The organism is Qipengyuania sp. L-5Y, assembly GCF_056859455.1.
Window position 1 is genome coordinate 246,373 of record NZ_JBSXOM010000031.1, and the last position, 16,366, is coordinate 262,738.

Here is a 16,366-nt window from a genome sequence, read left to right on the forward strand (position 1 = left end):
GAAGCAGGCCCCCCGCACCGCTAACGCGCGCGGTATGTCAGTTACACGCGAAGAAGTGGCCAAGATCGCCTCACTCGCCCGCATCAAGATGGGCGAGGATGAACTCGAACGCATGGTGCCCGAACTCAACGGGATCCTTGCCTGGGTCGAACAGCTGGGCGAGGTCGATTGCTCCGGCGTCGAACCGATGACCGCGGTCATCCCCAATACGTTGCGCCTGCGCGACGATGTGGTCGATGCCGACCCGAAGACCGCCGGCGGGCGTCGCGACGATGTGCTCGCCAACGCCCCTGCTGCGGAACACGGCTTCTTCGGCGTGCCCAAGGTGATCGAATAATGAGCGATATTCTCGACTTAGGCGTCAAGGACATCCGCGACGGGGTGGCCAAGGGCGACTTCACCGCGCGCGAAGTGGCAGATGCTTTCAATACCGCCGTCGCCGCCGCGAGCGAACTCAACGCATTCATCGTGACGACGCCCGACCACGCCACGGCGGCCGCCGACGCGGTCGATGCGCGGCGCGAAAAGGGTGAAGATCTCGGCAAGATGGGCGGCGTGCCGATCGGCATGAAGGACCTGTTCGCCACCAAGGGCGTACAGACCACCGCGGCAAGCCACATCCTCGAAGGCTTCACTCCGCAATATGAAAGCACCGTGTCGCAGAATCTCTGGGATGCGGGCGCGGGCATGCTGGGCAAGCTCAATCTCGACCAGTTCGCCATGGGCAGCTCGAACGAGACCTCCTATTTCGGCAATGTCTCGTCTCCTTGGAAGAAAGACGGCACCAATGCCGCGATGAGCCCGGGCGGGTCGTCCGGCGGTTCGTCTAGCGCCGTGTCCGCACGCATCGCACCGGCGGCGACCGGCACTGATACCGGCGGATCCATCCGACAGCCTGCTGCCTTTACCGGCATCTGCGGCATCAAGCCGACCTATGGCCGATGCAGCCGCTGGGGCGTCGTGGCCTTCGCCAGCAGCCTCGACCAGGCCGGCCCCATGGCGCGCAGCGTCGAAGATTGCGCAATCATGCTCGAGGCAATGGCCGGTTTCGATCCGAAGGATTCGACCAGCCTGGAAATGGACGTGCCAGCCTGGGAATCCGGGCTCGACGCGAACCTCAAAGGCAAGAAGATCGGTATCCCCAGAGAATACCGCATGGATGGCACCGACGAGGAAATCCTCAAGAGCTGGGAGCAGGGCAAGGAATGGCTGCGCGATGCGGGCGCTGAGATCGTCGATATCTCTTTGCCGCATACCAAATATGCGCTGCCTGCCTATTACATCGTCGCACCTGCCGAAGCGTCCAGCAATCTGGCGCGCTATGACGGCGTTCGTTATGGCCTGCGCGATCTGCCCGACGGGGCGGGGTTGCAGGATATGTACGCCGCCACCCGCGCCGCCGGTTTCGGAGATGAGGTCAAGCGCCGCATCCTGATCGGCACCTATGTGCTGAGCGCCGGCTTCTACGATGCCTACTACACGCAGGCGCAGAAAATCCGCACGCTCATCAGCCAGGATTTCTCCACGGCGTTCGGCGAATGCGATGCGATCCTTGCACCGACCACGCCGACGGCCAGTTTTCCGCTGGGCGAAAATCAGGACGATCCGCTGGCGATGTACCTGAACGATGTGTTCGCGGTCCCGGCCAGTCTCGCCGGTCTGCCCGCGATGAGCGTTCCGGCCATGCTGAACGCCGACGGTCTTCCGCTTGGCCTGCAGATCGTTGGCAAGCCCTTCGACGAACAGGGTGTGCTGAATGCCGGGCTGGCGATTCAGCAGCGCGCCGGGTTCGAGGCGAAACCGGAGAAGTGGTGGTGAACGAGGCCATCTTCACACTCGTAGCCGCCGTGGCGGTTCTCGGCGTGATGGCGGTGCCCGCAATCCTTTCGAGGCGCATCAGCCACGGCGAGGCACGTTTTAAGAGCGACAATGGAAAGTCGAAAGACGATGACTGATTATCGTATTCAGGGCGCAACGGGCGAATGGGAAGTCGTGATCGGCCTGGAAGTCCACGCGCAGGTCACGTCCAACGCCAAGCTGTTCAGCGGCGCCAGCACGGCTTTCGGTGCCGAGCCCAACTCGCAGGTCAGCCTCGTCGATGCGGCCATGCCCGGCATGCTGCCTGTGCCCAATCGCGAATGTATCCGCCAGGCGGTGCGCACCGGCATGGCGATCGAGGCGCAGATCAACAAATACAGCCGGTTCGATCGCAAGAACTACTTTTACGCCGATCTTCCGCAAGGCTATCAGATCAGCCAGCTGTACCATCCGATCGTGGGTGAAGGGCAGCTGCTGATCGATGCAGATGAAAAGGCCGGCATCCCGGAAGACAAGGTCATCGGGATCGAGCGCATCCATGTCGAGCAGGACGCCGGCAAGCTGATGCACGATCAGCACCCCACCATGTCCTACGTCGATCTCAACCGCAGCGGCGTGGCCTTGATGGAGATCGTGTCCAAGCCCGACATGCGCAGCCCGGCCGAAGCTGGCGCCTACGTGCGCAAGCTGCGTTCGATCTTGCGCTATGTCGGCTCGTGCGATGGCAATATGGAAGAAGGTTCGATGCGCGCCGACGTGAATGTCAGCGTGCGCAAACCGGGCGAGGAATTCGGCACGCGGACCGAAACGAAGAACGTCAATTCAGTGCGCTTCGTCATGCAGGTCATCGAATACGAGGCGAACCGACAGGTCGATGTGCTGGAGAACGGCGGCACGGTCGATCAGGAAACGCGCCTGTTCGACGTGGCGAGCGGCACGACGCGGACCATGCGCAGCAAGGAAGATGCGCACGACTACCGCTACTTCCCCGATCCGGACCTGCTGCCGCTGGAGCTGGAAGACGGCTTCCTCGACGAATGCCGTGCGAGCCTGCCCGAACTGCCCGATGCCAAGCGAAAGCGGTATGAAAGCGAACTCGGCCTGACGCCGTACAACGCGCGCGAACTGACGGCGGAGGTCGAGACTTTCGCCCGGTTCGAGACCTTACTGGCCGCAACCGCAACGAAGATCGGCAAAAGCGAGGCGCAGGTCGCAACGCAGGTGGCGAACTGGGCTCTGTCGGTTGCGCCGGGCGTCCTTAAATCGCTCGGTGACGAAGCCGATCCAGCCAATGCGACCGCACAGGCGCAGGCCGGCATCCTCGCCATGCAGGACAAGGGCGAGATATCGGGTGGCCAGGCCAAGGAAATTTACGAAATCGTCCTTAAGACTGGCCGCGATCCGGAAGAGATCGCCGATGCCGAAGGCCTCAAGCAGGTCAGCGATACCGGTGCGATCGAAGCCGCGATCGACAGGATCATCGCAGACAACGAGGACAAGGTCGCCGAATATCGCGGCGGCAAGGACAAGCTCTTCGGTTTCTTCGTCGGCCAGACGATGAAGGCGATGCAGGGCAAGGCCAATCCTGCGGTGGTCAACCAAATCCTGAAAGACAAGCTGGGCTGACGCGAACGTCGAAGCGCGTCATGGGCGCTGTTTCAGGACGTCTGCGGACAGTCCGGATTGTCCGCGACTTCCCAGATGCGGTCCGATCGTCCGTCGCGTTCCCGCGCATAGCGAGCGAGTTGAACCAGTTGTTCCTGGGTATCCGGACGGTCGTTATCGCAGACTACGGCAAGGACCCGGCTTTCCAGCGCTAGGTCCGGACTGGGCTCGACGGCTGAAGGGCTGTCGCTGCCGTCGTCCGCGAGCGAGCAACCGGCCAGTCCGGTGGCGAGCAAAAAGCATATGGCTGTGTGTTTACCCAGCATGTTGCGGAACGTGCGCGCCTGTTTTGTTCATTTCAAGGCAGCGACATTCGTCTGATCCCTTCCCAGAAGCTGCTCGTCCTGCTTGCACCGTTCTGCGCCTGAACTTTGTGTGTGGTCAAAGCCATAGCCTCGCTTGAACGGTGCAGTTAAGCGCACTAGCGATATCGGCGGGACGCGCGTTCGGCGCGCTGGAAGGGATCGTACCTATCATGTCAAAATCTGTTTTTGCTGCGGCGCTGCTCGCCGGCGCGGCCACATCCACTCTGTCGCTGGCAGCGCCGCTCGCTGCCAAGGAAGGGATGTTCACACCCGGACAACTGCCCGAGATCGCAGACGATCTGCGCAAGACCGGCCTGGAAGTATCGCCCGAAGCCTTGTCGGACCTGACGGGCTTTCCGATGGGCGCCATTGTCCAGTTGCAGGGTTGTTCGGCCAGCTTCGTTTCAGACGAGGGGCTGGTGGTTACCAATCACCACTGCGCCCGTGGATCGGTGCAGTACAATTCAACGGCTGAAAACAATTATCTCGAAAACGGCTTCCTCGCCAAGGCGAAGAGCGAAGAATTGCCCGCCGCGCCCGGATCGCGTGTGTATGTCACCACCGATATCAGCGATGTGACGGCGCGCGTCCGCGAAGGCATCGACGCCCTTTCGCCAAATGAGCGTTACGATACCGTCGATCAGCGGGTGAAGGATATCACCGCGGAATGCGAACAGGACGCTGGATATCGTTGCCTGGTCGCGAGTTTCTATGGCGGCGAGGAATACACGCTAATCAAGCGGCTCGAGGTGAAGGACGTACGGCTGGTTTACGCGCCGGCCGATTCTATCGGCAAATATGGCGGCGATATCGATAACTGGATGTGGCCGCGTCACACTGGCGATTTTTCATTCTATCGCGCGTATGTCGCGCCCGATGGGACCTCTGCCGAATTTTCGGAAGACAATGTCCCGTACCGTCCCAAGCATCATCTCAAGGTGAGTGCTGCCGGTCTCGATGACGGCGATTTCGTTATGGCTGCAGGCTATCCGGGATCGACCAATCGCTACACGCGGCTCGGCGAAGTGAAGAACACGTTCGAGTGGACCTATCCGACATTCGTCACACTGCTGAACAACTGGATCGACACGATCGAGGAAGCCGCGCCCGAAGGTTCGGACGCGCGCGTGAAGTATGAATCGCGCCTCGCCGGTCTCAACAACTACGAGAAGAACCTGCGCGGCCAGATCGACGGCGCGCGCCGGGTCAACCTCGTCGGCCTGCGCGCAGAACGCGAAGCTAAGCTCGACGCCTGGATTGCTGCCGATCCTTCGCGCAGCGGCTATGGCGAAGCGATCTCGGCCCTCGATGAACTGTCGGAAGAAAGCGCAACGGCGGCCCGTACCAATTTCTGGTACGGCAATGTGACCAACCCGCAGTTGCTAGGCACCGCGCAACGTCTCTATCGCCTTGCGAAGGAAAAGGAGAAGCCCGACGCCCAACGCGAGAGCGGGTATCAGGAACGCGACATGGCGTTCTTCCGGCAGGGATTGCAGGCGCTTGACCGGCGGTACGATGCTTCGGTCGACAAGGCAGAATGGCTCCTGTTCCTGAACGGTTACCTGGCTCAGCCTGCGGCCGAACGTGTTGCCGTCTTCGATCAGGCGACAGGTCTGGCAGGCGTAACCGATGCCGCGCAGGCCGAGCCGATCGTGGATCGGTATTATGCCAACACGACGCTGGGCGATACTGAAACGCGCCTCGCGCTGATGGATGCGAGTGTAGCCGAACTGGAAGCGAGCAAAGACCCGTTCATGCAGCTCGCGGTCGCTCTTTACGACTACGGGATCGATCTGGAACAGCAGAGCGAGGAACGGGCAGGGCGCGCGCTGGTGCTGCGTCCGGCCTATATGCAGGCAATCACGCAATGGCAGCGCTCTCAAGGCATCGCCACCTACCCTGATGCCAACAGCACGCTCCGCGTCACATATGGCAAGGTTCTTGGCGGTAGTCCGCGTGATGGCATGGCCTACCTGCCGTTCACTACGCTGGAAGGCATACTCGAAAAGGACACGGGCGAAGACCCGTTCAATGCGCCGGCCAAGCAACTGACCGAAATCCGTGCGGGCGATTATGGCGACTATGCGCTCGACAGTATCGGATCGGTGCCGGTCAACTTCCTGTCGGACCTCGACAGCACCGGCGGCAACAGCGGCTCGGCAACACTCAATTCCCGCGCCGAACTCGTGGGCCTGTTGTTCGATGGCACCTTCGAAAGCGTCAATTCGGACTGGTATTTCGATCCTCGCACCACGCGCACGATCCATGTCGATACCCGTTACATGCTGTGGGTGATTGACAAGGTCGATGGTGCACAGGCACTGATCGAAGAAATGGACGTAGTGCGTTAACGCATTGAGAAGTATGAGTGAACGAACGGATGAGACTTCGCGGTCTCGTTCGTTCGTCTCGCGATTACACACATGATTTGCACCGGGGGGAGCAATATGAAGTTCTGGACAGTCTTGATACCGTGCGCGCTGGCAATGTCGGCGCCGCTTTGCGCTGAAACGCTTACGAATGCCGATGTCCTCACTCTGCTTGATGCGGGGCTGGGAGACGAAGCCGTCATCGCCAAGATCGAAACCGATCAAGGCAGTTACGCTACCGATACGGCGACCTTGCTGGAATTGAGGACCAGAGGCGTGTCCAGCGCCGTGATCGCGGCGATGGTCAAGAAGACATCTGTCGCACCGGCCATGTCGGACAGCGCAGCCGATCCGCTCGCTCCACATTTTCCCGGCGTCTATCTGTACGATGACTGGTCGGCTGAGCCGCGGATGTGGAAGATCGATCCGACATCTTCCACACAGACAAAAACGGGCGGCATTTTCGGATATGCGCTGACGGGTGGAATCGCCAGCGCGAGCGTGAAGGCGGTCATTCCGGGGGAGGAAGCACGATTTGTTTCTCCCAAATCCAACCCGGTATTTTATGTCTATCTCGGCAATGCCAATGGCGAGTCGAGCGGAACGTTTTCGACAGGGTTCGGCGCATCGGTCCAGTCGCCGAACGAGTTTTCGCTCGTGGAACTGGAGCAGAAGAAGGGGCGCCGCGAAGCGCGTATCGGCAGTATGAATATTGCCGGTGCCAAGGCGGGCGTGATGGACAAGGACCAGATCCCCTTCACCTACGAGCAGGTGGCGCAGGGAGTGTACAAACTGACGCCGGAGACTGCGCTGGAGAAGGGCCAGTATGGCTTCATCTTCGCTGTTGGCGGAGGGGCCGGCCCCGGCCTCGTCGGTAGTGCGGGTACAGCCGGCGCGCGCGTTTTCGCCTTCGGCGTGGGCGAGTAGGTAAGGCCGAAAGATCCGGTTCGCTGCAGGCACAATAAAAGGCGCCGGGAAATCTTCCCGGCGCCTTTGTCATTTATCGGTTTGCGCTCAGCCCTGACGCTGGCCGGTCAGCGGCATGTCGCCAAAGGCGCCTGCGTTCACCGTACCAGTCAGCTGGTCGCCGTTCACGTTGGCGGTGCAGTTGAGGGTCATCGGCATGGGGACGGTCATGTCCATCGCCCAGGTAAGCGTGTCGCCATCGATCTTGCCGTCCTTGACGTCCATGGAGCCCATGCCGCCAGCCATCGATCCGGTAAAGGTGTTCCCGTCGTCGCCGGGGACTACGGTGAAGGTGCCCTTCTGTTCGCCCATCGGGCTCTTGACGACGGTGTCATAAGTACCTGCTACGGACATGAAAATTCCTCTCTTCGGTTAGCAATCTGGAGTGGCCGCTAGATCGCCCTTGCTGACATCAATGTCAACAAGGGCGATCTCGATAGCAGTCACTGACCCATCTGTACGACTTCGACATCGAGGCCGAGCTTTTCGAGCTGCGGCTCCACGACAGTTGCATCGCCGACGACGACCCAGACAAACCGGTCGGCATCGATTGCGGCGCGCACCGCTTCGTCCAGACTGCTGCGGGTCTGCGAGCGATACCGGTCTGCGAGCAATTCGTAGTAATTGTCCGGGCGGCCATACATGGCGTTGTTCTGCATGGCTCCGAGCACGGCGCCGGAGGTTTCGAACTGGCCAGGCAATTCGCCGATTTCTGCAGTGACGATCCGGTCCAGCTCCGCTTCGCTGACGCCGCGGGTGTCGAGGAATTCCCCGGTTTCGCGGATCAGCTCGGCCAGCGCATCGCCGGTACGATCGGCCTGGACTGGAGCCGCAATGTTGTAAGCGACGGCCTTCTCGCGTGTCTGCGGAAAGCCGCTTACGCCATAGCTCCACCCCTTTGTCTCGCGCAGGTTCATATTGAGGCGTGCGAGGAAATTGCCACCCAGCGCGTTATTCCCATTGAGGAAATCGACGTAGGTTTCATCACGCGCATCCACCGGCGTCCGCTGTCCACCGAGAATAAAGCTCTGCGGCGAGTTCGGTCGATTGACCAGAACGATGCGAGCTTTTTCCGGCACGGCGGCCATGTCGCCGAAACTCTTCGTTCCCTTTGCTACTGAGGGCGCCTGCCAGTCGCCGAACACCTTGTTCAGCGCGGCAGTGATTTCACCGATCGGGCGATCCGAAACTACGAAGATCTGACCATTGTCCGGCCGGATCCAGCGATCCTTGAAGCCGGTAATGTCGTCACGGGTCAAGGCAGTGACCGAAGCCACTGTGCCACTGTCGGCACCGCCGTAGGGGCTGTCTTCCCCGTAAATGATCGGAGCGAGCGTCCGCGCCGCGATCGACTGCGGCGTGCGCAATTCCTGCTCGATACCGGTGATCTGCTGTGCACGCACGCGCTCGATTTCAGCAGGTGAGAATGCAGGGTTGCGTACGATGTCAGACATCAACTCAAGCGACGGCGTGAGATTGGCCGACAGTGTCGACAGGGTGAAGCTGGACCGGTCGAAACCGCCGCCAACGGAGATCGACGCGCCGAGCCGTTCGCTGGCTTCGGCGATTTCCTGCGAGTCCATCGTTGTGGTGCCTTCGTCGAACAGGCCGAGAGCCAGCGCTTCAAGACCGCGTTTGTCCACCGGGTCGGAAGCGGTGCCGGCGTCGAACGACATCGTTATATATGTCGCGGGGACCGCGTCCCGCATAGCGTAATGAAGCTCCATCCCATTCGCGAGCCTGGTATGCTGGACGTCGGGAAAATCGAGCGTAGCGGTCGTCGCGATGGGCGGCTTTGGCCGTTCTTTCGTTACCGTGATCTCGCTCGCCCCTGCGGCTTCGTCAGTGGTCGCGGTGGCAGAGGCAACCGATGCCGCTTCTTCATACTCGCCTTCGCGCTCGCCCGGTTCGAGAACCAGCGTCAGGGCCGGCCGGGTCATCCAGCGCTGCATTGCGGACTGAACTTCGCCAGGCGTCAGCGTGGCAAGGATTTCGAGCTGGCGGGCGTAGAAATCCGGATCGGCGGCCAGCACTTCACCCGAAGCCAGTGTGACGGCCTTTCCACCGAACCCGCCTACCTGCTCAAGGCCACGGATCGTCTGGGAGACGGTCGACGTGGCTGCGCGGCGCACCTCGTCCTCTGTCGGGCCCTCGGCAATGAACTGCGCAACGAGTTCATTGAGCCGGGCTTCGACCACGGCGGGGTCGACACCTGGCCGCGCGGTTGCGCCCACGTTCAACACGCCGACGCGCTGCCACGAATAATTGCCCGCTGAAACGCCCACAGCCAGTTGCTCATCGCGGACGAGAGTCTTGTCGAGGCGGCTGGAAGACAAGCCCCCGAGGATCTGCGTTCCTACCGTCAGTGCGGTAAGTTCGCGGTCGGTAATCCCGGGAGCGCTCCAGTATTTCGAAATATTGGTGGCTGCGACCTGATCCTTCATCACCGTGCGCACATCCTGCGCCAGTTCGGGGACGTTCGCCTGAGCAGGATCGTTGACCGGGCCGCGGGAAATCGGGCCAAAATACTTTTCCACCAGCGTACGGGCTTCGGCGGCCGTTACGTCGCCGGCAAGCACCACGGTCGCGTTGTTCGGACCGTAATTGTCGCGGAACCAGTTCTGGACGTCTGCCATACTGGCCTGATCGAGGTCTGCCATAGAACCGATCGGCGTATGATCATAAGGGTGCGGAGCAGGGAACAGCGTCTTCACGATTTCATAGAAGACCAGACCGCCTGGCTGATTGTCGCCCTGCCGTTTTTCGTTCTGGACAACGCCGCGCTGGTTATCGAGCTTTTCCTGCGTGATCGCGCCCAGCAGATAACCCATGCGGTCGCTTTCCAGCCAGAGGGCGCGTTCAAGCGCCGGCTTGGGAACGGTCTGGAAATAATTCGTACGGTCGAAATTGGTCGTGCCGTTGTAATCCGTCGCACCCATTTCCTGCAGGTACTGGAAGTAGTCTTCCGGCGCGTTTTCGGAGCCGTTGAACATGAGGTGTTCGAACAAATGGGCGAAACCGGTCTGGCCCTTCGGTTCGTCCTTGGAGCCGACATTGTACCACACGGCCAGCGCGACGATGGGCGCCTTTTTATCGGTATGCACAATGACATCGAGGCCATTGTCCAAGGTGAATTTTTCATAGGGAATCTGGACTTCGTCGATCAGCGTAGCAAGCGCTGCGGGCTCGTCCAGAGTGCCAGCTTCGGCAACGGGCGCTGATGCATTGGCCATGGACTGGCCATTCGGCGTTGTCGTGCATGCTGCCAGAACGAGCGAGGCGACGCCCGCAGCAAGTACCGATTTCATTTTCATGTAGAACCCCCTTCGATCAAGTCGTTTGATTCGACTCGATATAACAGACAGATGGCAGGCTAACCCGTCATCGAGAATGCGTCACGACCTTTCGGGACGCGGAATTGGCAAGCACGTCTTCACGCCAGAAATGGACCGGCTTCAGGCGGTGCTGGACGAATAACGTCGCTTGGTCGGTGTAATGCGGCGACGCAGGCCGCGTCGTGGCCGCGCCGAATGGCTGGATAGAGCGTGAGGAAACCCGCTGGCCGGGAAGCCATTCCACCCACTGGATGAAACTGTCGCCATGTCGAACCGACAGACGGCCATCGTCGTCCACATCCCATAGGGTCGAGGCACGCAGCGTATCCGACCCGCCATCCAGCGGCAGATCCACATCGCCCTGGCGCAGACGCAGCAATTCGCTCATCGGCGGATCGATGCGGCCGAAATGGTCCTTGAGATGAGCGACCTGTTTCGCCAGCTCTTCGCGGACATCGGGCCAGGGCTTGTTCTGATAGCTGGAAGCCATGAACTCACGGATCATCAGCAGTGCCAGCGCATCGGCTTCGCCCACATTGTTGGCGGTAAAATCCCAGTTCATCAGCACATCGCGCGCGCGCGCAAGCTCGGCGTCATCCGAAAGATCAAGTCCAGCCAGATCATCCCACAGACGCGCGACGTAGCCTTCTCGCTCGTAGGCGGTATCGTATTTGATCTTCTCCAGCGTCGCCCGGTCGAGCAACTCTGCCTCGCTCATGAGCTTCCACGCCCTGCGGGAACGGTTGGTCTGCTTGAGTTCGACGCCGAGTTCGGGGGCAAAATCGTCAGGCGACAGATCGCTGCCTTCCCCTGCGGCCGTGTAGGGCGCATTGTTCGCATTATAGAGCCAGCCGCTCGCCGGGTTCACATACTTGGGCAGTGACTGATAGGGGACCGGGCCAGACCAGATCGCGCGCGGATCGTCGCCCGGCAGGATCTTGCGCCAGTCGTAACCCTTTGCACGGTCGGGCAGGGCAGCATTGTAAATGAAGGCGATGTTGCCTTCTTTATCGCCATAGATGAAATTGGTGGACGGAATATCCATCCGCGCAAGAATGGACTGGAACTCGTCCAGATCGGTTGCCTTGTTGAGGCGGTAATAAGCGTCGAGTCGCCCCAGATTCCCCATCCCGCCATAGCGAACGGCGAAATAGCCTTTGTCGTTCTTGATCACCGGGCCGTGAACACTTCGATAGATCGTACGACGGATCGGCAGTGTGATGGGGCCAAGTTTTACCGGCAAGGTTACAGTCTGCTTTTCCAGATCGCGCCACTGGTCACCGATGCGGTACTGTGTCCCGTCATCGTTCATGACCAGCTTGTAGATGTCCACCATGTCAGGCGTGTTGACCGTATTGGTCCAGCCCAGATGTTCATTGTGACCCAGGAAAGGGAAGGGGCTGCCCGGGAAGTTGGCGCCGGCATAATGCCAGCCCTCATCACTTTCGACCACCAGTTCGTACCAGGCGACGCCGCCGCGCCATGGCTGGTGGCTATTCGATACCAGAATGGTCGGCCCGCCTGATTTTTCGGGCATCACGGCAAAGGCATTCGATCCGGCCAGCGCCCCGTCCTCGCCCCATGGCAGGGGTCGTGCTTTCGTCTGTCTTGGCGGCGCAACTTCGTCGTCGCGGATGACTTCGACGGCATCCGGCGCCGGCGTGGCTTCACGGCTGCTGGGCGGGATCGCAGGGCCATGCTCGGGGCGCAGTTCCTTGCCGTCTACCAAAGGCCCGATGACGTCCCCAAGGCCGAAGAAGAACGGTTGGCGGAGCGCGAAACCCGCGGCCACGTCGACACCGTCGACGGGAAACAGATTGCCGAGCTTGACCTCGTCCGGATGTTGAAGGGCATAATCGTTCAGGCCCGTCGCATAGGCATCGAACAGCGCGCGCGTGTCTTCGGGCAGCCGCGGGTAATTTTTCTCCGCCGTGCCGCGCGCATCGAGCAGGTGATACGCATAATCGAATGCCGCACCGTCCTGCCCGGCGATCGCGCCGTATCGCCCACGGCTCATCGCAACCACATCCTGAAGGGTGAAGAAATCGTCCTCCGAATGGGCGATGGCGACGCCATAGGCGACATCGGCATCGGTCTTGCCGTAGATGTGCGGTACGCCGAATTCGTCACGGCTTATTTCGGCAGTGTAGGCCCGATCGGGTAGGGCGATGTCGTCGTGTTTGGCCCAGAAGGGCTCCCACGTGGCCAGCGCGATGAATGTTGCCAGCACAAGCACCAGCAGCGCAAAGCCGATGCGCCCCAACCATTTCTTCATGAAATCCCGTCCTCTCTTGCAACGGGGTTAGCGGCACCGGGCCGAACTCGCAATGCGATTGGGCAAAACCCTGCGGAAGCTGTTTCCCGATCCGGATTCGGCTGTCTAACCCGCCAGCAGTGACAACTCAGATCACCATCGGCCACGAATCTTCCGGCAAACCGGTCGAGTTCGACATCGAGGAACTCCTCGCAACCCGTTTGCTCGTGCAAGGCAATTCGGGAAGCGGCAAATCACACCTGCTGCGTCGCCTGCTTGAAGAGAGCGCCGGCATGGTGCAGCAGGTTGTCATCGATCCCGAAGGCGACTTTCCCTCGCTCGCGGACAAGTTCGGCCATGTAGTCATCGACGGCGCGGCCTACTCGCCGCCCGAAATCGAAGCGCTTGCCCGCCGTATCCGTGAACATCGTGCCAGCGTGGTGCTCGATCTCGATGGCTTGGAAGTGGAACAGCAGATCCGCTGCGCCGCACAGTTTCTCACTGCTCTGTTCGATGCCCCGCGCGAACATTGGTATCCCGCCCTGGTCGTGGTGGACGAGGCGCAGATGTTCGCCCCTGCGGCGGCGGGCGAGATGGCTGAGGATACGCGCCGCATGACGCTGTCGGCGATGACCAATCTCATGTGCCGCGGCCGCAAGCGCGGACTGGCTGGAGTGGTCGCGACCCAGCGACTGGCGAAGCTCGCCAAAAATGTTGCTGCCGAAGCTTCGAACTTTCTGATGGGGCGAACCTTTCTCGACATCGACATGATCCGTGCAGCCGACCTGCTCGGGATGGAGCGTCGGCAGGCGGAGCGTATTCGTGAACTGCAACGCGGCCATTTCCTCGCGCTCGGCCCTGCCATCACCAGGGTGCCGCAGGCGGTGAAGATTGGCCCGGTAAAAACCGGTCATACAGTTCGCAGCGAAGGCCTGATGGCGCTACCTGACACGGCGCCCGAGGATATGGCGGCGCTGCTCACCACCGATCTCGCGAGCGAGGTGGCCAAGGCGCCCCCGCCACCCGCGCCGCCACCCGCGCCGCGGATCGACGAAATGGAAGACAGCATCGCTCATGCAGAAGAACGGCAGGTCGCCGCGCCGGAGCCGATCGATACGTCTGCCGTTGCTGCACGGATCGCAGAGATTATCGCCGAGCTTGCCGGCGAAGAGGGCATCGCATTCCAGTCTGCCAGCGCACAGTACCAGACGTTTCTCACCCGATGCCGCCGTGAACGCCTGATTGGGCCCATGCCCGACATGCGCGGTTTCCGCCGCCGGTTCGCAGTTGCGGGGGCCGGCCTGAGTGAGCTGGAAGAATCCGTGCAGGCGAGGATCATGCAACTCGCCGGGACCGTCGAAGAGGATTTGCTCGGGCCCTTCCTCGTCATCGCCAAGGCTGCGCATGCCGGTGAAACGCAGGTTGACGAACACGCGCTTGCACGGGCCTATGGCACCAGTTCGCCCGGTCGCATCCGGCGCCTGCTCGATCACCTCGAACGGCAGGGCCTGGTCGTAGTGCGCGAAGACTTTGGCGGCGACCGGACGATCATGGTGCCGGGACTGGAACCGCTCACCCAGGGTTGATGACCCTCACCGTGCTGCATAAGTCCGCGCGATGGACTATGCAAACTTTACGCATTTCGCAGCGCTCGACATTCGCGCCGGCACGGTAACCCGTGCCGAGCCCTTCCCGGAAGCCCGCCGCCCCGCCATCAAGCTGTGGGTCGATCTGGGGCCAGAAATCGGCGAGCGTAAAAGCTCGGCACAGATCACCGAACACTACACCCCTGAAAGTCTCGTCGGGCAACGGGTCATGGCAGTAGTCAATTTCGCCCCGCGCCAGATCGGCCCCTTCATGTCGGAGATACTCGTACTCGGCTTCCCGGACGAAAACGGCGCGATCCTCCTCGCACGGCCCGAAGCGAGCGTCGCTGACGGTGCTCGTCTGGCTTGATTGCGCCACGGTGTTTCATGAGCAGGCCTTGTCTTTCGGCAGCATCAAAGAGCTTTAATCGGAGTGCTCCGACAGTAATTATCGATGACTCACTGCGATGGAAGGCGAAGCAGCGGCAACTTGTCGGCAGGCCACCAGACTGCCAATCGTTTGTCCGAGACAAGGGAGAATGCCGTGAGCGAGGGAAAAACGCAAAATGCGGATATCGGGGTCGACAGGCTCCTCCTCGATGGTCTCGTCTTACTGCTGCCCGCTTTGGTGTTGTTTGGCTATGTACTGGTTCGGCCGCAATTATTGGCTGACGGGGACACCGGTTGGCATGTTGCCACCGGGCAATGGATGCTCAGTCATCGCCAAGTGCCCAAGATGGATATCTTTTCCTACACGGTGCCGGATCACCCTTGGACTGCGCACGAATGGCTCGCCGATGTTCTTATGGGGGTTGGCTATTGGGCGGCGGGATGGTGGGGCATCTTGATATTATACGCGTTGGCGATGGCAGGGCTCGGCGCCATTCTGGCGTTTCACACCCGTCGGTGGCTCGAGCCAAGGGCTGCCACATTGCTGATTGCGTGGACGATTGCTGGTACCATGCCGTTTATTCTTGCCCGGCCGCACGTGCTTGCGTGGGTTCCGCTGGCATTGTGGACCGTATTGTTACTTCGCGCTCGCGACGCAGATCGCACACCACCGCTAATTGCGGTGGCGGTCATGGCAATCTGGGCAAATTTGCATGGAAGCTTCATCTTCGGGATTTTGCTGATCACGCCATTCGCTGCCGAAGCTTTTTTCTCTGCGCCGTCCAGTCGGCGTATGGAGGTTGTGCGGAACTGGACAATCTTTGTTGGCGCGGCGCTTCTTGCCTGTCTTGTCACCCCGTTTGGAATATCTGGCCTGCTATTCCCATTTCAGCTCATGGCAATGCCTGCATTGGGATCGGTCGCGGAATGGTTGCCAAGCGATTTCTCATCGTTAGGGATTTTTCAAATCCTATTGCTGGCTGGTTTGGCTGCCAGCCTATTGCTCGGTCTGCGGTTGCCGGCATGGCGAATGGCGATCGTAATCGGCATGTTGCATATGTCGCTATCGCACGTTCGGCATCAGGCAATCTTTGCAATTGTGACTGGCTTAATCGTGGCAGCACCCCTGGCAAAAGGCCTCGGGCTTCAGGGCCCCCGCTTCTCGCTTCGGAATGCAGTTATGGCTCACAGCCGTGATGCAGCCAAACTTGCGACTGTCGTGCTCTTCATTGCCATTGGGTTGGCAATTTACAGAATAAGCCAGTGCGATACTCGCTTCGACAGCGAGAACGTGCCTCTGACCGCGCTCTCTCATGTCACCCCTGGAATGCGTCAGACGCGCGCTTTCAATGAATATAGCTTCGGCGGATCGCTTGCGCTTGCCGGCATACCAGTATTCATTGATGGCAGGATCGACATGTATGGCGAAGATACTCTCCAGGAGTACTTGGATATCATCGGGTCGAAGGATGTAGGTAGTTGGCGCGCGGCGCAACGCCGATGGCAAATTGGGTGGACTATCTTGCCTCCCGACGCCCCGTTGACAGCAGTGCTGGACAGCGATCCAAAATGGCATCGGATATATGAGGATCGGTGGGCAGTGATGCACGCTGCTGACGGCATCGCCAGGTCAATGCATAATGATCAGTGATTACCTAATTTTTGCGCACTCCTCTTG

Annotated in this window: 13 protein-coding genes; 9 read left to right on the forward strand and 4 right to left on the reverse strand. The window is 60.5% G+C overall.

Annotation, left to right across the window (positions count from 1 at the left end):
- The first annotated feature begins 34 nt into the window (after positions 1-34).
- The 4 genes from gatC to gatB are packed head-to-tail and all read left to right on the forward strand — an operon-like array spanning position 35 to position 3,444.
- Entirely contained in the window at positions 35-337 is a 303-nt protein-coding gene (gene gatC / locus AC13F2_RS12125) for an Asp-tRNA(Asn)/Glu-tRNA(Gln) amidotransferase subunit GatC (protein ID WP_196846737.1), read from the forward strand.
- Entirely contained in the window at positions 337-1,818 is a 1,482-nt protein-coding gene (gatA, locus tag AC13F2_RS12130) for an Asp-tRNA(Asn)/Glu-tRNA(Gln) amidotransferase subunit GatA (RefSeq protein ID WP_397490075.1), read from the forward strand. The genes gatC and gatA overlap by 1 nt, the downstream gene beginning before the upstream one ends.
- Entirely contained in the window at positions 1,815-1,955 is a 141-nt protein-coding gene (locus AC13F2_RS12135; protein WP_158246564.1) for a hypothetical protein, read from the forward strand. The genes gatA and AC13F2_RS12135 overlap by 4 nt, the downstream gene beginning before the upstream one ends.
- Positions 1,948-3,444 (forward strand): Asp-tRNA(Asn)/Glu-tRNA(Gln) amidotransferase subunit GatB, encoded by a 1,497-nt coding sequence (gene gatB / locus AC13F2_RS12140; RefSeq protein ID WP_482965339.1) that lies wholly within the window; start codon positions 1,948-1,950, stop codon positions 3,442-3,444. The genes AC13F2_RS12135 and gatB overlap by 8 nt, the downstream gene beginning before the upstream one ends.
- Positions 3,445-3,476: 32 nt before the next feature.
- Here the strand turns inward: gatB and AC13F2_RS12145 are convergent, their stop codons facing one another.
- The gene (locus AC13F2_RS12145; protein ID WP_222827555.1) at positions 3,477-3,749 is read right to left on the reverse strand and encodes a hypothetical protein; all 273 of its coding nucleotides are present in this window, start codon (positions 3,747-3,749) and stop codon (positions 3,477-3,479) included.
- A 209-nt stretch (positions 3,750-3,958) separates the two neighbouring features.
- On the opposite strand from AC13F2_RS12145, the gene AC13F2_RS12150 reads away from it, so the two are divergent.
- Positions 3,959-6,139: a S46 family peptidase gene (locus AC13F2_RS12150; RefSeq protein WP_482965340.1), complete on the forward strand. Its 2,181-nt coding sequence runs from the start codon at positions 3,959-3,961 to the stop codon at positions 6,137-6,139.
- A gap of 96 nt (positions 6,140-6,235) precedes the next feature.
- Positions 6,236-7,084: a hypothetical protein gene (locus AC13F2_RS12155; protein ID WP_482965341.1), complete on the forward strand. Its 849-nt coding sequence runs from the start codon at positions 6,236-6,238 to the stop codon at positions 7,082-7,084.
- 87 nt (positions 7,085-7,171) lie between these two features.
- Here AC13F2_RS12155 and AC13F2_RS12160 read toward each other — a convergent pair whose 3' ends face one another.
- From AC13F2_RS12160 to AC13F2_RS12170, 3 genes are all read right to left on the reverse strand, one after another.
- Entirely contained in the window at positions 7,172-7,477 is a 306-nt protein-coding gene (locus tag AC13F2_RS12160) for a hypothetical protein (RefSeq protein WP_103022534.1), read from the reverse strand.
- 89 nt (positions 7,478-7,566) lie between these two features.
- Positions 7,567-10,431 (reverse strand): M16 family metallopeptidase, encoded by a 2,865-nt coding sequence (locus tag AC13F2_RS12165; protein WP_482965513.1) that lies wholly within the window; start codon positions 10,429-10,431, stop codon positions 7,567-7,569.
- A 73-nt stretch (positions 10,432-10,504) separates the two neighbouring features.
- Complete coding sequence (locus AC13F2_RS12170) at positions 10,505-12,733, reverse strand: acylase (RefSeq protein ID WP_482965342.1); 2,229 nt, start codon at positions 12,731-12,733, stop codon at positions 10,505-10,507.
- A gap of 119 nt (positions 12,734-12,852) precedes the next feature.
- Between AC13F2_RS12170 and AC13F2_RS12175 the strand changes: the two genes are divergently transcribed.
- From AC13F2_RS12175 to AC13F2_RS12185, 3 genes are all read left to right on the forward strand, one after another.
- Entirely contained in the window at positions 12,853-14,298 is a 1,446-nt protein-coding gene (locus AC13F2_RS12175; protein ID WP_482965343.1) for an ATP-binding protein, read from the forward strand.
- Between the two features lie 31 nt (positions 14,299-14,329).
- On the forward strand, positions 14,330-14,668 hold the full coding sequence (locus AC13F2_RS12180) for a tRNA-binding protein (RefSeq protein WP_482965344.1): 339 nt from the start codon (positions 14,330-14,332) through the stop codon (positions 14,666-14,668).
- Positions 14,669-14,842: 174 nt separating this feature from the next.
- The gene (locus AC13F2_RS12185; RefSeq protein WP_482965345.1) at positions 14,843-16,339 is read left to right on the forward strand and encodes a hypothetical protein; all 1,497 of its coding nucleotides are present in this window, start codon (positions 14,843-14,845) and stop codon (positions 16,337-16,339) included.
- Positions 16,340-16,366 lie beyond the last annotated feature (27 nt).